This is a genomic window from Streptomyces sp. NPDC085460 (genome assembly GCF_044541975.1).
Lineage (GTDB): Bacteria > Actinomycetota > Actinomycetes > Streptomycetales > Streptomycetaceae > Streptomyces.
In genome coordinates this window covers 22,087-47,987 of sequence record NZ_JBITTO010000013.1, presented here as the reverse complement: position 1 = coordinate 47,987, position 25,901 = coordinate 22,087, and the positions used below count along the sequence as shown (strand labels likewise).

Annotated in this window: 20 protein-coding genes and 2 pseudogenes; 14 read left to right on the top strand and 8 right to left on the bottom strand. The window is 70.5% G+C overall.

Annotated features, from left to right (window positions below):
- Positions 1-281 precede the first annotated feature (281 nt).
- Complete coding sequence (locus tag ACIGHB_RS28940; RefSeq protein WP_399917210.1) at positions 282-2,162, top strand: NAD-binding protein; 1,881 nt, start codon at positions 282-284, stop codon at positions 2,160-2,162.
- A gap of 49 nt (positions 2,163-2,211) precedes the next feature.
- Here the strand turns inward: ACIGHB_RS28940 and ACIGHB_RS28935 are convergent, their stop codons facing one another.
- A complete protein-coding gene (locus ACIGHB_RS28935; RefSeq protein WP_399916999.1) occupies positions 2,212-2,709 on the bottom strand; it encodes a hypothetical protein in 498 nt (165 codons plus the stop codon).
- Between the two features lie 406 nt (positions 2,710-3,115).
- Between ACIGHB_RS28935 and ACIGHB_RS28930 the strand changes: the two genes are divergently transcribed.
- Positions 3,116-3,850: an alpha/beta hydrolase gene (locus tag ACIGHB_RS28930; RefSeq protein WP_399916997.1), complete on the top strand. Its 735-nt coding sequence runs from the start codon at positions 3,116-3,118 to the stop codon at positions 3,848-3,850.
- Between the two features lie 838 nt (positions 3,851-4,688).
- Here ACIGHB_RS28930 and ACIGHB_RS28925 read toward each other — a convergent pair.
- On the bottom strand, positions 4,689-5,117 hold the full coding sequence (locus tag ACIGHB_RS28925) for a hypothetical protein (protein ID WP_399916995.1): 429 nt from the start codon (positions 5,115-5,117) through the stop codon (positions 4,689-4,691).
- Between the two features lie 192 nt (positions 5,118-5,309).
- On the opposite strand from ACIGHB_RS28925, the gene ACIGHB_RS28920 reads away from it, so the two are divergent.
- From ACIGHB_RS28920 to ACIGHB_RS28910, 3 genes and pseudogenes are all read left to right on the top strand, one after another.
- Positions 5,310-6,077 (top strand): SDR family NAD(P)-dependent oxidoreductase, encoded by a 768-nt coding sequence (locus tag ACIGHB_RS28920; protein WP_399916993.1) that lies wholly within the window; start codon positions 5,310-5,312, stop codon positions 6,075-6,077.
- A gap of 150 nt (positions 6,078-6,227) precedes the next feature.
- Positions 6,228-7,039: pseudogene (locus ACIGHB_RS28915) on the top strand (sigma factor-like helix-turn-helix DNA-binding protein); the annotation flags it as partial.
- Between the two features lie 713 nt (positions 7,040-7,752).
- Positions 7,753-8,271, top strand: coding sequence for a helix-turn-helix transcriptional regulator (locus ACIGHB_RS28910; protein ID WP_399916991.1), 519 nt, complete (start codon positions 7,753-7,755; stop codon positions 8,269-8,271).
- 303 nt (positions 8,272-8,574) lie between these two features.
- Here ACIGHB_RS28910 and ACIGHB_RS28905 read toward each other — a convergent pair whose 3' ends face one another.
- Together ACIGHB_RS28905 and ACIGHB_RS28900 are read right to left on the bottom strand one after the other, a co-directional pair.
- Positions 8,575-8,922, bottom strand: a complete 348-nt coding sequence (locus tag ACIGHB_RS28905; RefSeq protein ID WP_399916989.1) for a hypothetical protein — start codon at positions 8,920-8,922, stop codon at positions 8,575-8,577.
- Between the two features lie 622 nt (positions 8,923-9,544).
- Positions 9,545-10,282 (bottom strand): hypothetical protein, encoded by a 738-nt coding sequence (locus ACIGHB_RS28900; protein ID WP_399916987.1) that lies wholly within the window; start codon positions 10,280-10,282, stop codon positions 9,545-9,547.
- A gap of 79 nt (positions 10,283-10,361) precedes the next feature.
- Here ACIGHB_RS28900 and ACIGHB_RS28895 point away from each other — a divergent pair, with 79 nt between their 5' ends.
- Positions 10,362-11,285 carry a LysR substrate-binding domain-containing protein gene (locus tag ACIGHB_RS28895; RefSeq protein WP_399916985.1) on the top strand — a complete coding sequence of 308 codons (924 nt, stop codon included), beginning with the start codon at positions 10,362-10,364 and terminating at the stop codon, positions 11,283-11,285.
- Positions 11,286-11,405: 120 nt separating this feature from the next.
- On the opposite strand, the gene ACIGHB_RS28890 is transcribed toward ACIGHB_RS28895, so the two are convergent.
- Positions 11,406-12,293: an NAD(P)H-binding protein gene (locus ACIGHB_RS28890; RefSeq protein WP_399916983.1), complete on the bottom strand. Its 888-nt coding sequence runs from the start codon at positions 12,291-12,293 to the stop codon at positions 11,406-11,408.
- Positions 12,294-12,347: 54 nt separating this feature from the next.
- On the opposite strand from ACIGHB_RS28890, the gene ACIGHB_RS28885 reads away from it, so the two are divergent.
- Positions 12,348-12,944: a TetR/AcrR family transcriptional regulator gene (locus ACIGHB_RS28885; protein ID WP_399916981.1), complete on the top strand. Its 597-nt coding sequence runs from the start codon at positions 12,348-12,350 to the stop codon at positions 12,942-12,944.
- A 399-nt stretch (positions 12,945-13,343) separates the two neighbouring features.
- Here the strand turns inward: ACIGHB_RS28885 and ACIGHB_RS28880 are convergent, their stop codons facing one another.
- Positions 13,344-13,754, bottom strand: a complete 411-nt coding sequence (locus tag ACIGHB_RS28880) for a hypothetical protein (RefSeq protein WP_399916979.1) — start codon at positions 13,752-13,754, stop codon at positions 13,344-13,346.
- Positions 13,755-14,035: 281 nt separating this feature from the next.
- Here ACIGHB_RS28880 and ACIGHB_RS28875 point away from each other — a divergent pair, with 281 nt between their 5' ends.
- The 5 genes from ACIGHB_RS28875 to ACIGHB_RS28855 all read left to right on the top strand — a co-directional run bounded on the left by ACIGHB_RS28875 (position 14,036) and on the right by ACIGHB_RS28855 (position 22,395).
- A complete protein-coding gene (locus ACIGHB_RS28875) occupies positions 14,036-15,706 on the top strand; it encodes a tetratricopeptide repeat protein (protein ID WP_399916978.1) in 1,671 nt (556 codons plus the stop codon).
- A gap of 493 nt (positions 15,707-16,199) precedes the next feature.
- Positions 16,200-16,934 carry an SMI1/KNR4 family protein gene (locus ACIGHB_RS28870; protein WP_399916977.1) on the top strand — a complete coding sequence of 245 codons (735 nt, stop codon included), beginning with the start codon at positions 16,200-16,202 and terminating at the stop codon, positions 16,932-16,934.
- A 194-nt stretch (positions 16,935-17,128) separates the two neighbouring features.
- Entirely contained in the window at positions 17,129-20,569 is a 3,441-nt protein-coding gene (locus ACIGHB_RS28865; RefSeq protein WP_399916975.1) for a phosphocholine-specific phospholipase C, read from the top strand.
- Positions 20,570-21,048: 479 nt separating this feature from the next.
- Positions 21,049-21,555, top strand: a complete 507-nt coding sequence (locus ACIGHB_RS28860; RefSeq protein ID WP_399916973.1) for a hypothetical protein — start codon at positions 21,049-21,051, stop codon at positions 21,553-21,555.
- Positions 21,556-21,669: 114 nt separating this feature from the next.
- Positions 21,670-22,395, top strand: a complete 726-nt coding sequence (locus ACIGHB_RS28855; RefSeq protein ID WP_399917208.1) for a class F sortase — start codon at positions 21,670-21,672, stop codon at positions 22,393-22,395.
- A gap of 637 nt (positions 22,396-23,032) precedes the next feature.
- Here the strand turns inward: ACIGHB_RS28855 and ACIGHB_RS28850 are convergent.
- Together ACIGHB_RS28850 and ACIGHB_RS28845 are read right to left on the bottom strand one after the other, a co-directional pair.
- Positions 23,033-23,290 (bottom strand): SUKH-4 family immunity protein, encoded by a 258-nt coding sequence (locus tag ACIGHB_RS28850; protein ID WP_399916971.1) that lies wholly within the window; start codon positions 23,288-23,290, stop codon positions 23,033-23,035.
- Positions 23,291-23,585: 295 nt separating this feature from the next.
- Complete coding sequence (locus tag ACIGHB_RS28845) at positions 23,586-24,128, bottom strand: SUKH-4 family immunity protein (RefSeq protein ID WP_399916969.1); 543 nt, start codon at positions 24,126-24,128, stop codon at positions 23,586-23,588.
- Between the two features lie 588 nt (positions 24,129-24,716).
- Here ACIGHB_RS28845 and ACIGHB_RS28840 point away from each other — a divergent pair.
- Both ACIGHB_RS28840 and ACIGHB_RS28835 read left to right on the top strand, forming a co-directional pair.
- Positions 24,717-25,248 (top strand): annotated as a pseudogene (locus ACIGHB_RS28840) (IS5/IS1182 family transposase); the annotation flags it as partial.
- Between the two features lie 108 nt (positions 25,249-25,356).
- Positions 25,357-25,890 (top strand): hypothetical protein, encoded by a 534-nt coding sequence (locus ACIGHB_RS28835; protein ID WP_399916967.1) that lies wholly within the window; start codon positions 25,357-25,359, stop codon positions 25,888-25,890.
- Positions 25,891-25,901: the final 11 nt, after the last annotated feature.

Below are 25,901 nucleotides of genomic sequence, written 5' to 3'. Positions count from 1 at the left end.
CCGTCTGTCGGCCCTGCGTCGCCTGTCCGTCGGTCGTCGGCCGTGCGCCGTACCGCCCGTCGGCCGTCCGGCGAGGTCGCATCAGCCGTCCCTCCGACGCCTCCGGCAGGTACGGTGGCGTCCGGCCCCGTGCCTGCCGTTCGCCCGCTCGGCGCGCTCCTTCCTCATTTGGGAGCAGCTTCGCCGGCGGTGCCGACTCAACTGGCAGGCCCGGACCGACACATCGGGGGAGAGAGATGACGGTACTGCCGCGCCAGGAACGTCCGTGGACCGACGGCCACATGGTGGTCTGCGGCGACGACGGGCTCGCCCGCAGGCTGGCGGCCGAGCTCAGGGAGATCTACCGGCGCCATGTCGTGCTCGTCGTCCCCGGCGTCCAGGACGACGAACCGACGACGCAGGAGCCGCCCGCCGCGCGGGACGGGCAGACACCCGCGCCCGGGAGGCCGGCGGTGGTGCCGCCCCTGCGCGAGGTGTCCGCCGAGGTACCGACACGCGATGTCCTCCGGGAGGCGCGCGTGGAGGCGGCAGCCGCGCTCGCCCTGCTCTACGAGGACGACGAGATCAACCTGCGGGCCGCGCTGACCGCACGCCGGCTGAACCCCGGCCTGCGACTGGTCGTCCGCATGTACAACCGCAAGCTCGGCGACCACCTCGAAGAACTCCTCGACCAGGCAGCGCTCGTCACCGCGTCGGCCACCGACCGCACCGTCCTGGACGCGTCGACCACCGTGCTGTCCGACGCGGACACCGCCGCGCCCGCGCTCGTGGCGACGGCCGTGGCCGACACCCGCAAGGTCGTGCAGGCGGACGGGCTGCTGCTGCGGGCGGCCGAGCGCCCGGCGCCCGGGCGCGGCGAGGTCCCGGATCCCGGTCTGTGCACGCTGGCGCTGCTGTCCTCCACCACCTCCGACCCGGCCGGCTCCGAAGGGTCGGGCACCAGCGGCACCCCCGCCCCCGAACTCCTCCCCGACGACCGGGTCGTCCAGGGCGCGCAGGGCAGGGGCACCATCGTGCTGGAAGCCGTACGGCGGGCGAGCGCCGTCCCGACGCCCCGGCGGCTGGCCCGCAGGGGCGCGCCCTGGGGCGAGGTGTTCTCCGCCCGGCTGCGGTGGGCCGTCGCCGGCTTCGTGGCCGCCGTGCTCGCCCTGACCGCCACGACGGCCGTGCTGACCGACGCCGACCCCGTGCACGCGGCGTACCTGACCCTGCTCGACCTCTTCTCGATCAACGACCCCGCGCTCGACGCCCCGACCACCCGGCAGGTCCTCCAACTCCTGTCCGGACTCGTCGGCCTCGCCCTGCTGCCCCTGCTGGTCGCCGGCGGCCTGGAGGCCCTGGGCACCTTCCGCGCCACCGGCGCGCTGCGCCGCCCGCCGCGCGGCCTGTCGGGGCACATCGTGCTGCTGGGCCTCGGCAAGATCGGCACCCGTGTCCTGGCGCTGCTGCGGGAGTACGACGTCCCGGTCGTCTGCGTCGAGCAGGACCCAGACGCCCGCGGCATCCCGCTCGCCCGCGACCTGGGGGTGCCCGTGATCCTCGGCGACGTCACCGAGGACGGTGTGCTCGACGCCGCCGGCGTCCGGCGGGCCGACGCCCTGCTCGCCCTGACCAGCTCCGACACCACCAACCTGGAAGCCGTCCTCGCCGCCCGCGCCCTCAAGGGCGACCTGCGCACGGTGATGCGGCTCTACGACGACGACTTCGCCACCGCCGTGTACCGCACCCTGCGCTCCGCGCACCCCGACGCCGTCACCCGCAGCCGCAGCGTCTCCCACCTCGCCGCCCCCGCCTTCGCCGGCGCCATGATGGGCCGCCAGATCCTCGGAGCCATACCCGTCGAACGGAAGGTCCTGCTCTTCGCCGCCGTCCTCGTCGCCGGCCACCCCCAGTTCGAAGGCCGCACCGTCGCCGAATCGTTCCGGCCGAACGCCTGGCGTGTCCTCGCCCTCGACACCGCCGACCCGCCCGCCCGGCGCCCCGACCTCGCCTCCACCCCTCACGACGGCGCCCAGCCCCAGCTCCTGTGGGACCTCCACCCCGGATACGTCCTCCGCCCCGAAGACCGCGTCGTCGTCGCCGCCACCCGCCGCGGCCTCGCCGAACTCCTCGCCACGGGACCGGAGTCGGCCCTCGACCCCACGTCGGCACCCCCTGCGTGAGCCGTTCGGCACCGGTCCGCACGGCGAGGGGGCTTACGGACTCCCGGGCTTACGGGCAGGAGCCTTCGCTGAACGTCGCGTGGCTGACGTAGAAGGCCAGCCTGTCCGGTCCCGGGGGCGGCAGGTCGACGTCCTCGGGGAGAACGACAGGGGGCTGCTCGTCCAGAGTCAGCGTGACGCGGACGCAGTACGCGCTCTCGGTGTCCTCGGTGCTGACGGTGTAGCCCCCGCCCTCCGCCTCACGCGCGTCGACACCATGCCCCGGCCCGATGCCGCTCTCCCTGATCGCCTCTTCGACCAGGAGGCCGTGGCTTCCCTCCAGGGTCGTGTAATGCCCCTTGCCTTCCAGATCCCGGACGCCCTCGCGGACGGCGTCACCCAGCTCGCCCTCGCTCCACGTCGACTCGGCGTGCAGGCCGAACAGCATGCCGATCGCGAGCAGCGACGTCAGAAGGATCAGAGCGAGACCGACGGGGTTGCGGTGGTTGTAGACGTACCGGCTCGTTCCCCACCGGCTGCGGACGAAGACCGGCTCGTCGTCACTCAACGCGCCGCCCTCCCACAGCCGATGTACGCGTCTCGCGCGGCTGCTCCGGGAGCCGGCGCCCGCACACCGGGGCGCGACGGGGCTATGACCCGCAGGGGTATGTTCCGAAGGGAGCTGGTGACCTCGACCCGGGATCGGCCGACAGGGGCGGAGAACCGGTGGTGAGCGGCTGTCGTCATGACGGAACTGTATGCGCAGGTGTGATCCGCCCAGCGGGCTCGGCCGGCCCCCGCGAAACCCGTTCGCGTACCACCGCGCCCGTTGCTACGCTCCCGGAGGCCGTGCGAAAGAACGAGGAGGTGGTACCCGTGAACGCAGTATCGACATGGGTGCTCCCCTCCGGGGTCATGGTCGGGCGACAGGTCGTCCGGGAGCACCGCTGTGAGCTCCCCCGAAAGGCACGACCATGCACTTCACCTCTGAGCGACGTCTCGACGACGGCGTCCTCGAACGCGAATTCACCCTCGGTGAGATCCCCGGCATCCTCTGGACACCCGTCGCCCCTTCCGCACCGGCGCCGCTGATCCTGCTGAGCCCCCCGCCCCTCGGGCTGCGCCAGACGTACCCGCGGCTGCTGGCCCGGGCCCGGCAGGCCGCCGCCGATGGCTTCGCCACGGCGACCATCGAGCTCCCCGGATCCGGCAGCCGTCCGCGCCTGCCCGGCGCCGAGCAGGCCGTCACCGACCTGCGCAGGGCCCTGGACGCGGGTGAGCGAGTCAGCGACGAGGTCATCGACGCGCTCATCCTCCCGCTCGTCGACCAGGCCGTACCGGAATGGCAGACCACCCTGGACGCCCTCCTCGCGCTGCCCGAGATCGACGGCCCGGTCGGGTACTCGGGGGGAGTGATCTCGATCGGGATCCGGCTCGCGGTGGTCGATCCGCGCATCTCGGCCGCCGTTCTGTTCGCGGGGAGTTACGTCCCCCGGGCCATGTTCGAGGAAGCCCGGGAGGTCAGCATCCCCCTGCATGTCCTGCTGCAGTGGGACGACGAGGGCAACGACCGGCAGGCCGCCCTGAACCTGTTCGACGCCTTCGGCTCCAAGGAGAAGACCCTGAACGCGAACATGGGCGGACACACCGGCGTCCCGCAGTTCGCGGGTGACGCCGCGGCCCAGTTCTTCACCCGGCACCTGCGCTGACCGCTACGCACACCGCGGGCCTCTGCCACCTCGGCAGAGGTCCGCGCCGCGTGGATCTGGTGGGGACGGCGGTTCCGCAGACCGTGGAAGGGACCACAGGGGGCTGGATCGTACGTCGGCGACCGCCGCGGAAGGGGATGGCCGCGGTCGGCTGCCAGCCGAGACGTGCTCTGGCGGCGTCAGTGTCACCGCCGGTACCGGCACCTTGGAGGCGGGTCGGCTTCTCTCGCCAGTCCCCGGTTCCCTCCGTCCAGCTTGTCTGGCCCGACCGGCAGCACCGCGGCCGTCGGACGAGCGGGCCAGTGCCGGGCCGCGCAGTGAGCAGGTGCCGGCCAAGGGGGCAGCGCTCTGCATGGGCCTCGCACCACAGACTCCGCCCAGCAGCCCAGCAAGATCCGTACCGCGGCTACGCCTGCGACGGCGACAGCCGATGGATCCCCGACGCCGTCAGAGACTGGTGGCGCGACCGCGGGCGGGTCACCGAGTACCTGGAGTCCCTCCTGCCCGGATGGTCCTCCAGCGACAGGGCTGAAGAGCGTGAAGCCGCGGAGGGGCTGCGGGACTTCGCCGCCTACATCGCCGAGGGGCTCGGCGCGGACCTGTGGAGGTACCTCTTCCGGCTCGAAGAGGGTTCCTACCCGAAGAGTCCCGGACCACTGCCGGAGCTCCGATAGCTGATCGTCTCGGAATGAGTTGAGCTGCGCGTTCCCGACCGGGCGGCGGACGCCGGCGCCCAGGCAGGGCGTCACTCAACTCCTGCCGCTGCTGGACGCCATTCCGTCGATCCGGGGTCGGACGGCCTTCGCTCGGCTCCGCCGGTTCGACGGCTCCACGTGCGCTACGAACGACGCACCGATCCTGAGCGCAGCCCCAGCGTGCTGTGCTGAATCAAGCCGGCCGGAGCATCGGCAGAACGCGCCTTACGTCGGGTCAACTCCACCAGCTTCGAGCGGAGCTCAGGCACTGGCTCACCCAGCACGATGGCGCTGACGACCAGTTCGAGCATGACGCAGTCGTAGGCGTCGTCCCTGCCTCCATAGCGCTCGCCATCTCGCTCTGTCACGGCACTGACGATCCGCCATCCACCGCCATAGACCGGCGCGAAGGTCGCGGCGAAGACTCCGAAACCGGTCCAGCTTCGATGCAGGAAGACCACCTCACCCTCGGTGAAGACGTCCCACTTCTCGTCCATGTCCTGTGACGCGTAGCCACGCTGGATCCGCTTCCAGTCCTCATCCGACCAGATCCGCTGAGGAAGCACCGGCATCGGCCGAGGGTCCGATATCGGCTGGACGCGACACATGGACCGAGTAACAGGCTCGTCAGCAGGCATGGAGTGATCTTACGGAGGACAGTCGGGCACGGCACCCGTGTCAGAAACGGCCGGGCTGTCTCGTCTCAGGTGGTGAGGAGGGGTTCTGAGGAGACCAAGAGCCCCCTTGACGACAAGGAGCCGGGCATGAGCGAGGAGACGACGCACCGGAGGGTCGCGCTGGTCACCGGGGCGAACAAGGGCATCGGCCGTGGGGTCGCCGAACACCTTGCCGCGCTGGGAATGACGGTACTGATCGGTGCCAGGGACCCGCGGCGCGGTGAGGAGTCCGCCGCGGCTGTGCGGGCCACCGGCGGCGAAGCGTACGCGGTCACGCTGGACGTCACCGACCATGTCACGGTCCAGGAGGCCGCGAAGCAGGTCGAGGAGCGCTTCGGCCACCTCGACGTGCTGATCAACAACGCCGGAATCACCGGGTCCGGGCAGGTTTCGCCTGAGGACGCCCACGATCAGGTCCCCAGCTCTGTCGACGTGGACATGGTCCGAGCGGTGTTCGAGACCAACGTCTTCGGAGTGATCACGGTGACCAACGCCATGCTGCCGCTGCTACGGCGGTCACCGATGCCACGCGTGGTCAACGTAAGTAGTCACGCCGCCTCGTTGAGCCTCACCAGCGATCCGGAGGGCCCCTTCGCCGCTTTGTTGCCCTCGGCGGCGTACGCACCATCCAAGAGCGCGCTGAACGCGCTGACGGTGCAGTACGCCAATGAGCTGCGGAAGGACGGCATCCTCGTGAACGCGGTCGCACCCGGCTTCGTTGACACGGACAGCAACAACCACACCGGATTGCTCACGGTCGCGCAAGGCGCCGCAGTAGTGGTGCGCCTGGCCACGCTGGACGCGGACGGCCCGACGGCGCGATTCATCGGCGAGGAGGGCGCGGTGCCCTGGTGACGGAGGCAGTGGAGAGCGGCGTTTCACGGGCCGCAGGGCCTCAGCGTAGCCACGTACTGGTACCCAACGATCCACCTACCCACTGATCCACCGACCCACCTACCCGCGGATCCGTCTATCCACAGAGCCGCTGCGGCGATCAAGGAGGAGCAGGCATTCCTGTCGACCGTGGTCACCCGGATCTCGATCGACGTGCTGCGCTCGGCCCGCGTCCGGCGGGAGGAGTACGTCGGACCGTGGCTCCCCGAGCCGCTGCTGACCGACCCGTACGAGGATCCGGCGCGGTCGGCGGAGCTGGCGGACTCACTCTCGATGGCGGCCCTGCTCCTGTTGGAGAGGCTCACCCCGCTCGAACGCGCGGTCTTCGTGCTGCGGGAGGTGTTCGCCTTCGGATTCCCGGAGATCGCGGCGGCCGTGGGGCGATCGGAGGCGGCCTGCCACCAGCTCGCGGCGCGCGGGCGCCGCCACATGGACGCGGGCCGGGCGCGGTTCGAGGCCGACGGCAAGGCGCGTGAGGAACTCGCCGAACGGTTCTTCGGCGCCTTCCGGGACGGGGACGTCGACGGGCTGACCGAACTGCTGGCCGCCGACGTCCAGATGATCGGCGACAGCGGCGGCAAGGCCCCCAGATCAAGCCGGTCGTCCTCGGTGCCGGACATGTGGCCGGTGTGCTCGCGGCGTTCGTACCAAGGGTGATCAGGGGCGGCGGCCTCGTGGAGCCGCGCCAGGTGAACGGCCGGCCGGGTGCGGTCTTCCGTGACAGGGAGGGCCAGGTTCTCGGCACCTGGGCGCTCGACGTACGCGACGGACAGGTGCAGACGATCCACGCCGTGAACAACCCCGACAAGCTCGGTCACGTCGGCCCCGTAGCGGACGCGTGGGCGGCTCTTCGGGAGGTGAACCAGGCGCACCGGTCCACAGATCGACCTACCACCCACGACCATGCCCCCACCACGGCGTGACCCTGGCCGGGGGAAACGCGGGAGTCGAGTCTGGACAAGCGGGATTCGAGCAACGGCACGGGCGGATGAGGGGTTCGGCTCGCTGAGCCGGCTTCCTCCCTGGTCTTGCTCTTTGAACATGGGAGGCTATTGTCCAGCTGCCGAATTGGGTCGTGGTGACCTCATGGTGCGTGGGACGATTTCCGCATGCGGCTGGTAGCTGACGGAGCCACACCAACCTCGCGGCTGGTCCTCGTGAACGACCTTGAGACCGATGACGGATACGTCTTCGCGCTGACGAGTCCACTCTTCCTTGCCGCCGGCGACCGCATCGCTCTCGAGAACGGCCAGCCTGCCGTTGTACGGGGTGATGGAGCGCGGCTGTCACCGACCGGCGTCTGGTCCTCTCGCTGCCGACTGGGATCGCCGCCCCTCCGGTGGAAGCAGTGTCTCGGCCGCTCGTTCGGTGCCGGGCCAGCGCTGCGGCCGCAGGCAACGGCGCCCTGAAACGCCGAAGCGGCCTGGAGTCCGGTGCCAACCCGGCGCGTGGCTCAGCTCCTAGCGTCACGTCAGACAACGTTTGCCTGATCATGGGAGACTGCTTCGTCGACTGGGGGGAGAGTGTGACCGTGGAGCCTGGCAACCGCGCGCTGACGGCGGACGTGATCGCGGCACTGAGGTACTGGCCCGGTGTCATATGGGGAGGTCAGAAGCATCCTCCGGAGCCAGTGGACATGACCGTCCTGCCGCCCTTCTTCAACGAGGTTCTGCAGGACCTTCCGTGGTGGAACCGTGACTGGAAAGTCGACCGCGTCCAGCCGGGACGTCCCGCAGAGACCGGGGATCACCGCTGCGATCCCGCCGTAAGGTTCACCGAGGTGTCGATCCCGGGAACGGTCGCCTCCGGCAACGGTGAAACCCTGCCGTTCGTCGCGAAGGTCGGTTTCACGGGCGACCGGCTGATCCGCTTCCAAGTCAAGATCGGTGACGTGGTCATCGGCCCGGCCGTTGCCCCTGCCGGGCAGTCGGAGCCGCATCCGTTCGGACGGATGCTCACCGGCTTGATGAACCTGCGCGGGATCTCGGTCGGGGAGATGGCCAGGGCCGCCGGACTTTCGACGTCCACCATCCACATGCTCCGCAAGGGGCACAACCCGAATCTTCTGCAGGCCCGCCTGATCGCCGGGATCCTGGACATGTCCGAAGCGGACGTCAAAGTCATCGCCGGACTCGACGACGGCAGTACGCAGTAGCTGACAGGCGGCGGCGTCACGATGCGGCCTCGGCGCTGCGTCACGCTACGTTCGCCCTGGTCAATACTTCGCGTAGGCGCTCGTCCGCGGAGTGCTGGTTCCGCCAGATGATGGAGCGGGCGCGAGCAGCGGCTTCGTGTGTTCTTGGTGGCGGCGCGGGCGGTCGGTTGCCCGGCTCGGGCTTACCGGGCCGGGGGCGTACGACACCAGGGGCATGCCGATGACCAGGTTCGCGTCCGTCGGCCATGCCCCGCCGAGGGTGGCGGCCCCGGGGTGATGGCTGTAGTCGTCCGGCGAGATGGATCAGCGGCGCAGCTGGCGCAGGCGGCGTACGGTTTTCGCGGCTCCCCAGATGAGGAGGACATTCACGGCGGCGCCGCCGACGAGGTAGACCATCGGCCCGAAGGGGCTGTCCTCGCCCGGGCCTGAGCCGCCCAGGAGGGCGTTCAGGGGGCCGGCTCCGAAGATCGTGACCAGGAGCGAGCCCGGGAAGGAGAGGAAGTACAGGGCGGCCAGGTAACCGTCGCCGGACGTGCCGGCGAGGCCGCGGACCAGGCCGGAGGTGGCCATCAGGGCGAGATAGCCGAGGGCCAGGGTGCGTGGGGTGGGCCCTGTGGACGCGTGGCGGGTGCGGCGAGTGGTCGGGCTCACGGGAGGTGGTTCGCCTTCTGGATGATCGGGGTGGGGGAGCGCGGGTGGGTACCGGGGGCGCCCCCGGTTCCACCATTTGAACACGTTCAGTGGTTGAACACGTTCAGTGGTGGAGTGGGAGTGCAGACCGGCATCGGGAAGGCGTACCGGCCGGGCTTCCGGGGCACTCCAGGGTGCAGATCCCGTGATCGTCCCTCAGCGCCGTCCGCAACGGGTCACACACCAGAGTCTCAGACTTCAAACGACGAGTCGCCCGCCAGTCGCCCCGCAGAGCCTCAGGGAGTATCTCTTCCGTAGCGGCCCCGGCCGAGCGGTTCCCCCGACCGCGTGGGGCCGACCTCCCATGCGAGGCCGTTAACACCCGGCGAGCCCAGCCGATGGCGGTGCGCTCCCCGGGCGCGGAGCATGTGCATGGGAGTGGAGTCAGGGCCTGGATTCGCTCCGTAGGCGGTATCCCATCCCTCCGGTACCCTCCCGGCCCGGCCCGGCCCGGCCCGGCCCGGCGTCGACGTCTCGCCGAGCCGATCCCGGGCTCAGCGTGTCGTCGGGCCGTGATCGACGCCGCTGGTCGGGGGTGATGGCCGCCCGCTTTCGTCAGCCCATTGATGTCCACGACGCCCGGTCACGGGGTCGCAGAGCCGGTCAGATCCCGGACCTGCTGGGCGAATTCCGCGCGTTGCCGCTCCGTCAGGGTGGCGTAGAGCGGTGCTTGCAGCTCGTCGGTGAGTCGTTCCGCGCGCTGCCATCGGGGGACCAGACTCGGAGCGACGGGCAGTGGCTCCGGCCAGCCGTAGTGGGCTGCCTGCTCCACGCCGAGGTTGATCACCATCGCCTCCCGTCCGCTCAGCCCGGACAGGCGCACTGCCGCCAGATGGCAAGCACCGCGATGCTCCCGTAGTACGTGGATGCGTTGCATCGCCGCTCCGACCGGGTCGTCGACAGGGCAGGGCTGCGCCCGCCAGCCGGCGAACAGAGGCAGGGCGTCGGCGTCGGCGGCGTCGATCAACCGCTGCGCCAGCAGGTTGAAGCGCTCCACGTCGACGTCGCCCGGGATGTGGGCGCGCCCCCACGTCCGGACTGCCTCGGCGTAGCAGGTGACGGCCTCCTCCGCCGGCATCACGGGCCGTCCGGACCGCCAGCCGGTGGTGACCAGATCAGGGCCGAGGAAGCCCTGTACCGCTTGGACCACCGAGGCCGGCGCCTCGCCGAGCGCTCCGAACCGTCCGCGACAGTAGAAGCCGCGTCCAGGGGGGAATCCGGCGCGCAGGCCGATGGCGGCGGTCGCGGTGTCGGACATGAACTCGTCACCGAAGTCGTGGATGGGCCGGGCCACCGCGGAGATGCAGTCGAGGGTTTCCATGGGCTGAAAGTCGCTCATCACGACTCACCAGGTCAAGGGGATCATTTCTGATGGAACCCTTTAGGTAATCTATCGAGTCATGCTGGATATTCGCCGTCTGCACATGCTCAAGACCGTCGCCGCCCGCGGCTCCATCACCGCGGCCGCTCAGTCCCTGGCACTGTCGGCCGGGGCCGTGTCCCAGCAGCTGGCCGCGCTGAGACAGGACGTGGGGGTCGACCTCCTGCGTCCCGACGGACGCACCGTCGCGCTGACGGAGGCGGGCCGCGTCCTCCTTGCACACGCCCACCGGATCCTCGCCGCCATGGAGGAAGCCGAGTGCGCCGTCGCGGCGGTCAAGGGCACGGTCGGCGCCACCGCCACACTGGCCGCGTTGCCGTCGACCGTCGCCAGGATCGTGGCCCCCGCGCTGGCCGCCCTGGGCGCGGACCACCCCCAGCTCGTCATGACCTGTCTCGTCACCGATGAGGCGCAACTGCGGGAACTCACGCTCGGCACCGTCGACGTGGTGCTGGGCCAGCGCTACCACCACCTCCCGGAGACCGCGCCGCCCAGGAGCGTCGTGATCTCGCCGCTGCTCGACGATCCGCTGCTCGTCGTCACCGCCGCCGACGGATCCGGTGAGCGTCCCGTAACCCTGCGCGAACTGGCCACGCACAACCTCGTCGTGCCACCGGCGAGCACCGACTGCGGGCAGGCCATCCTGCACGCCTGCCACCAGGCAGGCTTCACTCCCACGGCGCGGTACGTCACCGCCGACATCTCCGCGCAACTCGCCCTCGCACGAGCCGGCCTGGCCACCGCGCTCGTCCCCCGGACCGCCATCGACCCCGGCGCACCCGGGATCCGCACGGCGCCCATCGAGGACCACCCGATCCTGCGCCTTCTGTTCGCCGCCACCCGTCGTACCGAATCGGCCAACCCGACGACCGCGGCGGTCGTCGAGGCACTGCTCACCGCGGTGCGACAGGACCGCACCGCGCACCTTCGCCCCTCGCCCTGAACGCTGTCACGAGCGGAGGGGCGACCCGGAGGGCGCCCCGGAGCGCCGGGGCCACGGATCGCCCGCCGGGTTCCCCCGCGCGGGTTGCGGTCGGTGCGGGTGCGGGTGCGGTCGGTGCGGTCACGCATACCTGGCGAACGCGGAGGAGTGGTCAGTGGCCCACTGGCGGAATGTTCGTGGTGCCGTCCCGAGGATGTCGGCCACCGTGGACGTGGTGTAGGCGGGCTGTCCGACCGCCGCATTCCACGCTGCGAGCAGCATGTCGACGGCCGGGCGGGGCACCGTTCCCTCCCACCGGTGCCGGAATTCGTCCGGCGTCAGCTCCTCGAAGGCGATCCGGCGCCCGAGGACGTCACCGAGGATGTCCACCTGTTCGGCGTGGGTCAGCGATTCGGGGCCTGTGAGGACGTAGTCGCCCCCGACGTGCCCATCCTGATGGAGCGTTCGGGCCGCGACGGCCGCGATGTCGCGGTCGTCGACCGGTGCCGACGCGGCAGCACCGAACGGCCACCGGACGGCGTGGCCGGCCCGGATCGCGGGCGCCCACCAGGCCAGCGAGTTCGACGCGAACATTCCCGGCCGGATGATCGTCGATTCGAGTCCGGCGGCCGCGATGAGCCGCTCGATCTCGGCGTGCAGCGCCGCCATGGGGTTGGGCTGCTGGAAGAGGGGGTGGGGCGTCCGGTGCGGGGAGGAGAGGAGGACGACTCGCCGCGTGTGGGCCCCCAGCCGCTCGACGACGGCCGCCGCGGTTCGAGGAGGGGCGGTCCAGACGAGGAAGACCGCACGGGTGCCGTTCAATGCCGCGTCGAGCGTCTCCGGTGCGGTGAGGTCGCCGGTGTGGACCTCGACCTGCGCCGGCAGCCGCGTCACCGTCCCGGGGCGGCGGGTGAGGGCACGTACGGGCACGCCCGCGTCGAGGAGTCGGTCGATGACGACCCGGCCGACCCGGCCCGTCGCACCGGTGACGAGCACGGGAGCGTTCTCTGTCTGATTCACGCCGCCCATGAAAACGTTACTCGGTTAAAAAAGCAACTCGGTCATGAATGTTACGGTGGTCAGGTGAGCGAGTCGACGGGACTGAGGGCCCGCAAGAAGGAGCGGACGCGCGACGCCATCGGCGACGCCGCCGTCACGCTGTTCCTGGAACGTGGCTTCGATCACGTATCGGTCAACGACGTGGCCGCGGCGGCCGAAGTCTCCAAGCCGACTCTCTTCCGGTACTTCCCCACCAAGGAAGATCTGGTGCTGCACCGGTTCGCTGACCATCAGGGCGAGGCCGCACGCGTCGTACGTGACCGTGAGTCCGGCATCGAGCCGGTGACGGCGCTGCACCAGTACTTCCGGGCGGGCCTCGATCGGTACGACCCCGTCACCGGCCTCAGCGATCATCCCGAGGTGGTGGCCTTCCACCGGATGGTGTTCGCCACGCCGAGCCTGGCGGCTCGGCTCACGAGGTACCAGATCGAGGACGAGGAGGCGCTGGCGGAGGCCCTCGGCGCAGGCATCCGGGCACGCCTGCTGGCCGCGCAGGTACTTGCGGTACAACGGGTGCTCGCCCGGACCAACTGGCAGAAGATCGCCGACGGTCGAACCGCCCGCGAGGTCCACCCCGAAGCCGTATCCGAGGCGGACCAGGCGTTCGACCGGCTGCGGTGACAGGCGACACCGTCATCTGAGGAAGATTCCGGGTCACGGCGTACGTGTCGCGACGGGGGCGGTCGAGCCGCCGCATGCGACGGTGCCGCTTCCGGCGTTCGTCCGCGCTTGTCCGTGCTCGTCCGGGCTCGTTGCCTTCGCCACGGCGCGCGGACCGCGGCGTCAGATGTCTACTGGCCCTGCCACTTGAACTTCTGGAAGTCGCTGTAGTTGCAGTCGAGCGTCTTGAGCCCGTTGATGCTGTCGTCCAGGCAGCGGCCGGTCTCCTCATTGACGAACGTGTAGGCGATCTTCTTCGTGTCGAGGACGAGTCGCCAGCGCTGGAAGGGCAGCCCGTTGCAGCCCAGTACCTGAAGCCTGCTCGCGGCAGCCGTGCCCGTAAGTCACGGTGGAGCAGCCTCATCCGGCGTAGCAGCCATGATCCGGCGCGGCGAGTCCGGTGGGCCTGCTGCCACGGCTTCTGAAGACGCGAGCGACCCACCGGTCCATTCGCGCCCCGAAGTCCGACGCCGAGGCGATGTCCGAGGCCGGCAGGCAACCGGCGTCGTCGAGGTCCGCGACGAAGTCCACATCGGCCCAGCCGCCTCGGAACAGCACGACCGACAGCACGGCCTCCGCCGGACCCGATACGACCACGCCGACCGAGTCCGGGTCACGAACCCGAGCCCGGTCGGTCTCCAGCGGCTGAGGCCAGGAAGCCTCCGCGTCCCTCCACGTCACCCGGCCCACTTCAAGGCCGGACGACACCCAGCCCTCCGACCGTCGATCCAGGAAGGCGGCCACCTCGTCAAGATCAACAAGTCTGTCCATGAGGGGATCATCCCTCACGGACACAACGGACGAGCCCCAACGGTCCCGCCCGCAGCCCGCTGAGCGAACTCCTGGTAGGCGCACTGTCCGACGTCGCCCAGCCCCAGGGGCCGTGGGCAGCCCGTCCCGGCCCTGACTCGCTCCGAAGCATCTCCATCCAACACGGCGTCCCTAGCGTGCTGTTCAGCCGGGACGCGACGAGATTGCCACGCGGAGCCCGTCCGTCGGGGCCGTGCACCTCCGCCGTAGGCTGGCGGCCTCGCGATGAAGGGAGATACGCCATGGGTGAGCACGAACGGCCGACGGCCGAGGGCGGCTTCGACGGGGGCGACGGAGGAGACGGAGGAGACAAGGCCAGGCGGAAGCCGTCCGACGACACGGCCCCCGTCCCGCCCCAGGGCGGTGGCAACTCCATCTCGGGCGGCGAGCTCGGCAACGTCATCATGGCGGGCACGGTGCATGGCGGAGTGACCTTCAACTCCAGGGGCGGCGACACTCCAAGTGACTTAGAGAACCCCGTCATCGCCTCCGTACAGCTGAGGCCGGGCGGGACCCTCGCCGATCTGGTCGTGGACGCGGACCCGCCACGCGTGATGGTGCCCAGTGGCACGGTTCACGTCATCACCCTGGAGGCCAGGACGAACCGGGCCGTGGTCCTCGACGCCGCACGCCCTGTCGTCCTGGCTCGCAGGCCGCCGCGCCCCGCCTGTCTGCTCACCCGCATCGGGGCGAAGATCGAACCCCGCCGCTTCACCACGGATTTCGAGGTCCGGGTGCCGCAGATGCGCGCTCAGGGCGCGGACTTCCCCTTCTCCATCAGTGCCACCGACGTGGAGCAGTTCTGGTTCGAACCGATCGCCCGCACGCACGAGATCGCGTGGCAGCTGGAGCTCGACTGGACCTGCGCTGGCCGTCGAGGCACCACGGTCATCAACAACAGCGGGGAACCGTTCGAGGTGTATCCCGTGGCCGCGTTGTTCGACGGCCGTGCGGATTCTGTTCTGAACTCCGGCTGCGGTCTGTTCCATGAACCCGGCTGCCCCTCTCTGCTGCTCGAAGAGGCGGGAGCTCCCACGTCGTTGTGGACGTCGGCCCGGTCGTCCTCGCTCCCCTCCTACCCCGCGCCGGGCGGACCGCGAGCGGCAGCCGGCGCCGCAACCGCGCCGCCGCACCGCTCGGACGACGACGACAGTCCGGAAGATCTGCGACGTCACATCCTGGCCCTGCACGCCGCCCTGGCCGTCAGTGACCCAGAGCTACCGGCCTCCTGGCCCGACTACCGCAAGATCGCCTCACTGGTACGGATCCTGTTCCATCGCCCGGACCACAGGGGCCACGAATCGCAGGAGTTCCGGGCTCTGCTCGTCCAGGTGCTGCGCTATCTGTACGTGTCCGGCCAGCACGAACCCGGCGTGACCCTCGGCCGCATCGCCGCAGCGGCCTGGAGCGAAACGCTCGGGAGGGACCATCCGGACACGCTGGCGGTGGCCAACAGGCTCGCCGGGTGCCTGATCGGCCTCGGCAAGCACGCGGAGGCGAGGGATCTGCTCGCGGACCTTCTCCCGCGCTGCGAACGGGTGTTGGGCTGGGAGGCTCCCCTCACCCTGACCGTCGGCAGCAACCTCTGCGCCTGCCTCTTCGCGCTCGGTGCGCATCAAGAGGCCCGGCAGCAGTGCGAGGACGTTCTGCGCCGGAGCCGCCTCGCGCTCGGCCCCGACGACCCCCGTACCCTGCGCGCGGCATCCAATCTCGCGATCTTCCTGCGGCGCCTCGACGACCACCAGGCTGCCCGTGCCGTCCTGGAGGACACACTTCAGCGATACCGGCGGGTGCTGGGCGAGGACCATCCCGACACCCGGCACGCCAAGCGTGATCTCGTCGCGCTTCTCCGCGAGCTGGGGGAGCCCGAACGCGCCCAGGCAGTGGCGGGTGATCTTCCGGCCGGCCCCTGACCCGATTCCGAACCCGACCCCGCCCCCGAGCACGGACAGCGCGCGGCCCTCCGGTCCCCTCGGCGAGGTCGCGGGAGTCATCGTGCGCCGTCGGCCGTGGCGGGCCGCAGGTGGATGGGGTTGCTCCAGGCACGCCCGCCGGAGTCGTCCTCGACCGTGACCCGGCAGAACCCGTCGCGGAACATCGCCAGCGGCAGGGTGCAGTCCGTCAGATTCTCGCCCTGGACGACCTGCGCGCCGGGAACGCCGCCGGTGATGAGGATCTTGCGGGCGGGGGAACAGCGGACGGTGATGTGCCCGTTCGCTTAGTCGACAGCCGTGGTGTTCCTCCGGACTCGGGCACGGTAGGCGGACCGAGCGATCATTCCAAAAACTCGTGGCCTCGGCACGCGAGATTCCGCAGGGCCCGGGACGTCGGCATTCCTGAGGCGGCCGAGACCGTGGGTGTGGGTTCCGCAGCACGGGTGTCAGTGCAGGCACGTACGGTCGGCGCATGAATGATCAGTGGTGGGCGGGCGTGCGGCGGCGGATCGAGACGGTGGGTGCGGGTCCCTCCGGCAGGGAGGTGTTCGGGGCTCTGGGGCACAGATGGATCCTGGAGGACCCGCTCAGCCCGGACGAGCTCGCCGAACTCGAGGCCCAGACGGGCGTACGGCTGCCGGAGGAGTACCGGACGTTTCTGCTCCACGTCGGCGCGGGCGGCGCCGGCCCCGCGTACGGCCTGTTCCCGGTGCGGCGCGTGCGGGGACGCTGGCGCTGGGAAGGCGACGGCGCGGACATCGCCGACCTGTCGAGGCTTGCCGAGCCGTTTCCCGACCAGGGCCCGGACCCGAAGCTGCTCGCCGACCTGCACGCCCAACGCCCCGAGGAAGAGGACTTCGACGACATCGAGGACTTCGACGACGCCTTCGAGGCGTGGGACGAGCGGTGGGGGGACCTCATGTTCGCCCCGGAGCGAACCGTCGGCGCCATCGTCATCTCCCATCTGGGCTGCGCACAGAGGGAGTGGCTGATCATCAGCGGCAGCCACCGTGGCACGGTCTGGTCCGACTGCCGGGTGGACGACATCGACCTCGCCCCGCTGCTCGCCGACGACGGCACGCCGGTGACATTCGCCCGCTGGTACACCGACTGGCTGGAGAAGGCCGAGCGAGCGGCCGCGTCGCCGCCCGAAGTCCCTTTGCCGGTGGCGGTGAGCGCTACGGAGGGCCGCACGCGCATCGCATGACCTCAGCCGAGGTGAGACCAGTGGATCGGTAGACCGGTAGTACCGGTCTACCGGAATCGGCCACAGCATCCGCCGGCTCAGCGTGATCATGGCCTTGACCTGCGGATTTCGTAGGAGTCCCGGGCGTGAACAGTGGGCGAATCCCTGACGTGACGGGTTTTGGAAGTGCTGTGTCACGTCCTAGCCTCCCCGGCATGTCCGACTTCTCACGCCGTAAGGTCCTCGGCACCCTCGCCGCGGGCTCCGCGCTCTCCGTCCTGCCGCCCTCGCTCCTGACGGCCATGGCCGCTCCCTTGCCGCGCGGTGGCCTCCGCGCCGTCGAGCACGTCATCGTGCTGATGCAGGAGAACCGTTCATTCGACAACTACTTCGGCACCCTCAGGGGCGTCCGAGGCTTCGGCGACAGCAGGGCGCTGCGACTGCCCGACGGTACGAGCGTGTTCGAGCAGCCCCGCTCCGGCGGGCCCGCCGTGCTGCCGTTCTCCGCGCGGCAGGCGGCCGTCGACGCCGGACGCCCCGAGAGCGACATCCAGTACCTCGGCTCGCTGCCGCACGGCTTCCCCGACGGGGTGCAGGCCCGCGCGAACGGATGGTGGAACGACTGGATCGCGGCCAAGGGCCAGAGCACCATGGCCTACTACGACCGGCGCGACATCCCCCTCCAGTACGAACTCGCCGACCGCTTCACCATCTGCGACGCCTACCACTGCTCCGTCTTCGGCTCCACCAACCCCAACCGCAACTACCTGTGGACCGGCACCACCGGATTCGAACCCGGCGGCGGGGCCCGGGCCGTCACCAACGCCGCGTACTCCTACACCCACGCCGGCTACGACTGGACCACCTACCCGGAGCGTCTGGAGGCCGCCGGGGTCTCCTGGCAGATCTACCAGGAATGGGACAACTTCACCGACAACGCGGTGGAGTACTTCAAGCCGTGGAAGCGGATCGGCCGGAAGATCCTCACCGCCGCCGGGTTCGCCCACACCACCACCGAGGAGTTCTACGACAAGCTGTGGGCGAAGAGCGACAGCCAGCGACAGGCCGATCTCGCCCGGTTCCGCACCGCCGTCGACGCCCTCCCCGAGGACGAGCGCCGACTCTTCCTCCGCGGCGCCTACCGCTCCGAACCCGGCACCCTGATCACCCGGATCAAGGCCGACATCAAAGCCGGAACCCTCCCGAAGGTCAGCTGGGTGGTGCCCACGGCCGCCCTGTCCGAACACCCCGGCTCCTCCACGCCCGTCGGCAGCGCCGGCCTCGTCTACGACCTGCTGGACGCCATCGCCTCCGACCCGAAGACCTGGTCGAAGACGGCGCTGTTCATCAACTTCGACGAGAACGACGGCTACTTCGACCACGTCCCCGCCCCCACCGCGCCCAGGCCGGACAGCGGCGACGGCGACGACTGGGTGGGCGGCCGCCCCGTCGGCCCCGGACCGCGCGTCCCGATGACCGTCGTGTCCCCCTGGACGGTCGGCGGGTTCGTGAACTCCGAACTCTTCGACCACACCTCGGTGATCCGGTTCCTGGAGAAGTGGACCGGCGTCCAGGAACCCAACATCAGCGCCTGGCGGCGCAGCGTCTTCGGCGACCTGACCTCCGCGTTCGACTTCGACCGCGCCTACCGGCAGCCGAAGGTGGAGCAGCCCGGCGCGGTCCCGGCACCGATCGGCCGCTGGAACCCGGTGCCGCCGGCGACGCAGGAGCGCCCCGCCCAGGAGCCCGGTGTCCGTCCCACGCGGCCCTCCCCGTACCGGCTCTCGCTCCGCGCCACCGTCACCGACACCGAGGTGCGGCTGGGGCTCGGCAACGAGGGGCGGCGGGCCGCCGCGATCACCGCCTACCCGGGGGACGGGACCGCCCCGCGGGCCTGGACCGTCGCCGGCCGCGACGCCACCACCGGCAGTGTGCCGTACGGCTCCGAGGGCTACGACCTCCAGGTGCACGGCCCCGGCTGGGCACTGTGGGAACTGCGCGGCGCGGGCACCGGCGCCGAGGCGCACGTCGTGGAGCGCGCCCACGCCCGCAGCGTGGACGTGGAGTGCAGCAACCCGTCGGGACGGACCCGCACGCTCCTGGTGGGGGAGTCCACCCACGCGCGGCGCGGCGAGGGCCGCGTCCACACCGTCCGGCTCGCACCCGGCCGGAAGAGGACCGTGTCCGTGCCGCTCGCCCGGCATGGCTGGTACGACATCGTGGTGCTCGACGAGGACGACCCGCGCTTCCTGCGCCGGATGTCCGGGCGGCCCGCGGACAGCGGTCCGGGCAGCACCGACCCCGCCATCGGCGCCGGGCCGGCACTGAGCGCGGAGCTCATCCTTCCGGAGCCGCTGCCGCCGCTGACCGCCCCGCTCGTGCAGGGCAGCCCCGCCGAAGTGACGGTGCGCATACGCAACGAGGAGACGGGCCGGCTGCGGGACCTCGCGGTAGCGCTCCTGGCTCCGGCCGGCTGGACGGTCAAGCCCTCCGGGCCGGCGCCGCGGAGCCTGCCGGGCGGCGGCTCGGCGGACCTGCGCTTCACCGTCACCCCCGCCGCGGACGCCACCGCCGCCACCCTCACGGTGGCCGCCCGCGCCGAGGGCGACGGCCTGCTGCGCGTCGCGGACGCCCGCGTCCGGGCCGAGGTCGCCCGCGCGGTGACCCTCACCCTGACCGCTCCGGCCAGCTCCCCCGGCACCGACGGCTGCGCGCTGTACCCGGAGCGGCCGCTGGCCGTGACCGGGACCGTCACCAACGCCGGGAACGCCCCGCTCACCGGCTTGTCGGCGGCGCTGGCCGTACCGGACGGATGGCGCGCCGAGGCGGCTGCCGGCATCCCGTCCTCGGTTCCGCCCCGTACGTCGGTGAAGGTGGTGTGGGAGGTCACGGCGCCCGCGTCGGCGGCCCGCACCTCGGCGACGCTGAAGGCGACCGTCGGCGCACGCACCGCGGGCGGCGCGACGGTGGAGCAGACGGAGTCGCTGGCCACGAAGGTGGGGCCGGTGATGACCGGCTACCTGCTCGCCGAGAACTTCGAGTCCCTCGCCGACCGCCTGGCCCCCGCCACCGACCTGAGCCGTCCGGGGCTCCGCGGCTGGACGCGGACCGCGCCCGAGGGATGGACGGTCACCAACGCGACCGGCATGCCGCAGGGCACGGAGGAACTCAACGGCTGGTCGTTCCTGTCCCGGCAGTTCTGGTTCCCGGCCGGCCAGGAGCGGGCCGCGTTCGGCCGGTCCCTGGGCATCGTCGCCGTCGCCGACCCGGACGACTGGGACGACACCGGCAGCCCGTCCAGCCGCGGCACCTTCGACTCCACGCTGACGACGCCCGCGGTCGAGATCCCGGCGGGGACCCCGACGCTGTACCTGGGCTTCGACTCCCACTACCGGCAGGAGAGCCCGCAGGAGGCGGAGGTGACCGTGGTCTTCGACACCGGCGCCACCTCCCGGGTGCTGCACTACTCCAGCGCGGCCTCGGGGAACACCAACAGCGGCCGCGACCAGCAGAACCGTCTCGTGACCTGCTCCTTCCCGGTGCCGGCCGACGCGAGTTCGGTGAAGGTCGGCTTCCGGGTCCACCGCGCGGGCAACAACTGGTTCTGGGCCGTGGACAACATCAGGCTCGGAGCCGCCCCCCTCACCGACGCCTGACCACCTCGGCCCGCCGCAGCGGCCGCCCGCCGCACGAGCCGGCCCCGCCCCCTGCCCCCGCCCTCCGGATGCGGGGGCGGGGGGCCAAGGGCCTGTCGTGCCGTGAGACGTACGCGACGCCGTACCGTACCGGCCCGGTACCGGCACTGCACGACATCGCGACCGTCGAGACGCAGGCCGCCGCTGTGTGTGAGTGGAGCAGGATCGGGTCTCGGCAGAGGCGATGGCGACGGCGCCCCCGCTGGGACATCGGACATGCCCTCAGCTCTTGCTCGGCTCCTCTAGCCCGGCTGCCGCCACCGCGCCCCGCCCTGATACGCGGCCCCCGCGTCAACGCACGCGGACGACGGCGCTCCTCCTGTTCCCTTATGCACTAGCTCAAGTGGCGGGCCGTCACCTTGGAGCTGACGGTGGGCCATATCGCTGCGTACGGAAGCGGACGCCCGTCGGCTGACGCAGCGGTCGAAAGGAAGACATCGATGCGCTCTGCCCGCATTCTCTTCGCCACCGCGGCGACCGCCGCCGCCCTGGCCCTCACCACGCCCGGCGCGTACGCGCTCGCGGCCGGCGAGCGGGACAAGGACGACTCCGCCCACAGCCAGAAGCGTGACCACGGCAAGCCGCACGGCGGGATGCACACCGGTTCCGGCGCCCTGTCCCTGAACGCCGGAGACGACTGGTCCAAGGACACGAAGGACACGAAGGACACGAAGGACAAGGAGAAGGGCAAGGACCACGGCAAGCCGTACGGCGGTATGCACACCGGCTCCGGCGCGCTCTCCGCGGTCAACGCCGACGACTGGGGCAAGCCCGAGCAGCAGAAGCCGGACGGCTACAAGCACGACAAGCCCAAGGGCGGCATGCACACCGGCGGCGGCGGTCTCGCGGGGAACAGCGTGAGCCTGACCGGCGCCCTGGTGCTGGCGGGCGGGGCGGCCGCGGTCGTCCTCCACCGCCGCAAGACCACCGCCGGCGCGTCCGCGTGATAGCCGACCCGGCGCAGGGACTGCCGCCCTGAGGGCAGTCCCTGCGCCGTGGCCACCGTTTCTGCTCCGCCACGCGACCCCGGACCCGACATGCCCGATGAGAAGACGTCCGAGATGGAACCCCCACCCGCCCCCGCGAGCGAAGAAGCACCCCGACGCCGTCGCGCACGATGGGTCGCGCCCACCGTGTTCTGGACGACAGCGCTCGCCTCGCTCCTGATCCTCGCCGGACCGACGGCGTTCCTGCAGGACGAAGCCGACACCTCTCGCCCCCAGGCGACCTCCAAGCCCGTCGCGGCCCCGGCAGCCGGCGGCTCGGCAGCCCCCCTCGCGCCCCACCGGGCCCCGCCGAGCATCCAGCGGCCCTCCAGTCCCGCGCTGCCCAGAGCGATCCCGACCCGCCTCAGGATCGAGAAGATCGGCGTCGACGCGCCCTTCACCAGCCTGAAGATCGGGCCTTCCGGAGCCTTGGACCCACCCCCGGCCGACGACACCAATCTCGTGGGATGGCACGCCGCCGGTATCGCTCCCGGCGAGCGGGGGACCGCGCTCATCGCCGGCCATCTGGACACGGTCACCGCACCGGCCGTCTTCGCCCGGCTCGGCGAACTCGAAGCGGGAGACTCCTTCGAGGTCGCGCGCGCCGACGGCACCACCGCGGTCTTCGTCGTCGACTCCGTGGAGAGTTTCCGCAAGGACGACTTCCCGAACAAGCGCGTCTACGACGACACACCCCACGCCCTCGTCCGGCTCATCACCTGCGCCGGCCCCTACGACCGCGCGGCCGGAGACTACACCGAGAACCTCGTCGTCTTCGCCCACCTGCGGCGCGCGGACTGACACCGACCCGCAGACCCTGGCCTCCGGCACCACCGCCCCGTCGCACTACGCCGACCGACCCACCGGTGTACGAAGCCGATCCGTACGGGCTCGACTCCGCCGGGGCGACGCCCGTGCCCCCACTCGACGACGGGGCCGGCAGGAGCGAACCGCTCGCCCTCACGAGGAGGACGGTGATGGCGGGAGGGCACTGTGGCCTGCCCCCCCGCCAGGTGTCGTACCCAGGAGAGCAGCGGTGAGGGAGAACGACGCAGACAGGGTCCGCGGCGGCCACGCGAACCCCTGGGGCTCCACGGTGCCGCCGACGACCACCGCGTCACCGAGGGCACCATCGAGAATGCGCGCCGACCGGCCGCCGCTGCCCTGCAGCAGGCAGGCCGCGCGCAGATCGCCGATCGTTTCGACGTACCCAGAACTCGCAGACCTTGCCCCGCTGGGCGCCGCCAAGCCGAAGGCGGCTCAGACGGCGCGCCACCCGCTTGGTGAGTCACGCCGCCTGTCGCCGCCGCTCCGTCGCTGAACTCGCGGGTGCGGAGCGTGGCCTCAGGAGCGGTCAGCTGGGTCGGTGATCGCGGACCGGGCCTCCCGTGCCCCTCCCCGAGCCGGCGTGGCCCGGCGCCGAGCCGGCCGGCTGAGGTCATCCCCACATGCCGAGACCGAGCTCCTCGAAAAGACGTGACCATTCGCTCTCGTCGTCCGCGAACGGAGTCGGGTCGACCGTGGTGATGTCCTGCCGCATGCGGGAGACGACTGCGCCGCGTGCCGCGTCGTCGTCGCGGTTGGTGTCCCGGTACTCCGTCTGGCCGCGTTCCAGGACCATGAGCGCGTGCACGAGTGAGGAGACGTCCGCATGCATGAGAAGCGGTTCCGGCTCGCCCTCGGGGAGGGCGTACACCGAACCGCTCTCCTGGGTCGAGCGCGACGATGGCGAAGAGGAACCCGCCGATCACCTCCCAGCGTTCAGCCCCTGGCGGGCACTCGACGCCGTCCCTGGCGAGATACGTCCTGAGGCTCGGCCCGTAGTCGAGCCGCCGCGGAGCGCCGTGCTCGAGGTCCTCGCGGGGAGAGAAGAACGTGTGCGCAGGCAGGCCGACGGAGACTTGATGCCGAACTGGTGGATGACCTGTTTCGGATCGATATGTAATCGTACAATCGCCCGACCGAGGTGGTTCTGGTCGGTTCCATCGTGACTACCAGATTCCGTGTTCGAGTTCTTCGAGTGACAGGTTCCACGGAGAGTCCTCGTCGGCGAAGGGGGTGGAATCGAATCCTCCCACCACCTGTCTGAAACGCGCCGAAAGTGCCTCCGGGTTCACGTCGTTGTCATGGTCTATCTCAAGCCTACGGAATTCGACGAGGGCGAAAAGCAGCGACTCGACATCCCGGTGGAGTTCGGTGTACCCGGCTTCCCCTCCAGGAAAGGCGTAGACCTTTCCGCTCTTGGGGTCCACGGTGATGAGAGATTCGAAGAGATATCCAAGCGCCCACCATGTCCGACTCTCCGTGGGGCATCGGATTCCGAGGTGGGTGAAGCGGATCTCCAGAGTCATGAAGTCAAGATTGCCGGGGTACGGGTTCGGAACCTTTTCCCGGGAGATGAAGACTTCCGAGTGCGGCAGTCCTACGTTGCTCAGTTGGTTGGCTAACGGCGTGTGGCAGTCGATGGTAGGAGGCTGCGGGAAGAACGTGATGTTCTGCAGCCCATATGTCTCCATCATCTTCTGGGGTGTCACAGCAGCATTCACGCCGGCGTGCGCAGTGAGGCGATTCTCTTTCAGGGTTCTCGCTCCGTGATAATTCGTCAGATCGTCCTGCGGACCGCGCCATTGGGCGTACGCCGCATCTGCTGCTTCTCTGACCGCCAGTCAGCCAGTCGCCGGACGATCGACCGACACTGGCCGAGATCTTGGGCAGGGTCAGGGGGCAGGAAGTCAGTCGAGCCAGAAACGCCAACGGGCGTGAGGCGGTTCGCAGTCACCCGAGGCGACTGCATGCCAGTAGCCACGCTCTATGGCTTCCTCCTGAACCTCCTCAGTGCCCCCTGTGATCACCGCATAGTTACAGTTCGGGCGGACGGTTTCGGCGGCGAACCAGCCGAGAGCCCCAGCAGCGAGGGCGGTGACTGTGCAGGCGGTGACGAGTAGCTGACGCGTGCCGGCGGGTATGGGAGGGATCACGGCTGCATCGTACTGAGTGAGCTCTGTCAGAGTGGCCACGGATTGAGTGACCCAGGCAGGGCCGGGATGAGGACCGCAACGCACAAGGCTCCCACGCCGCTGAGGAAGGTACTCGAAGTCTCAACCCGGCGGGCAGGAGCCCTGTTGGTGTCTCATCCAGCCGCGGTCGACCCGCCACATGCCCGGGTTGAGTGGTATCCCCCCGTCGTGCCCCGTGAGGGTGATCCCCGCTGCAAGCTGCCGCCTCACCAGCGGGCCCTCGCGGGGGTCTGGTCCACCCGCGCCGCCACGACACGCTCGCGCCGATCGACGCCGGCTCCGGCATTTCCGTCGGCCTCGCCCACGCTAACGTCCGAGCCGTCGTCACCTGTCCGGCCGGGCCCCGGGCCTCCTGCGGGTCCTGCGAGAGTCGGATCCGGATGACGGTTTGCCCGACGGGGGGCTCGCCGAGTGTGACCGTGTCGGCGACAGCTGGGCGGACATCTCCCAGAGGCACCGCCTTCATGGTGTGAACGGTGCAGGTCCTAGCCGATCCCGCGGGCAACCTGCTGGGGATGTCACCCGCCCTGCCTGCCCGGCCGCACGGTCGGACCGCCGCCCGAACCCACCGCGCCACCCGGATCTGTGAACGCCAGGGTGTCCCGTCCCCGCCGACCGTGCCTACATCGGCACCGGCCCTTGAACGGTCGGCCTGCATCGTGATCTGGAGGCGGTAGCCGGCCCGTTGGTTCCGGGCGAGTCACTGCTGGTCCACCCAGGCTGCTGGTCGAACTACCTCCTGGTGATGTGCAGCGACGGAGGGTGTGCCGAGCGCCCCGTTCCAGAGTGGTTCGGCGAGGACGGAGCCGATGTCGATGCCCTGTCCGAGGTCCTCTTCGATCCTGAGCTCTGGCCGGTTTTCAGGGTGCCGGTAGAAGACGGCCCTGGAGCCGTGGTGATCTACCGCAATCTGGATGGCGACTACGGCACCGACTACCTCCTCACCCATCCAGGCAGAAGCTACGCCGAGCAGATCGCCAGCTGGGACGGAGACCTCTCCGGCACCGGACTGACTTGGCCCGAACTGATCCGGATCGCTGACGATCCGTCGCTTGCGGCCGAGGGCGTCCAGGACACGGCCACCCGCCTTCTGCTACTGCTGCCCCTCCTCACCGACCCGGACGTGCCGGAAACAGCATCGGCACGGCTCATCGCCGCTCTGACCGCAGTCGGCGCGCCGCAAGACACTGCCTCCATCGCGGCGGAACACCTCCTGGCCCACCTCACAAGGAGATCCCGACATGACCCCACATGGGCATTTCCGCTGAGCGGCAGCTGAGGGGCGGGCCA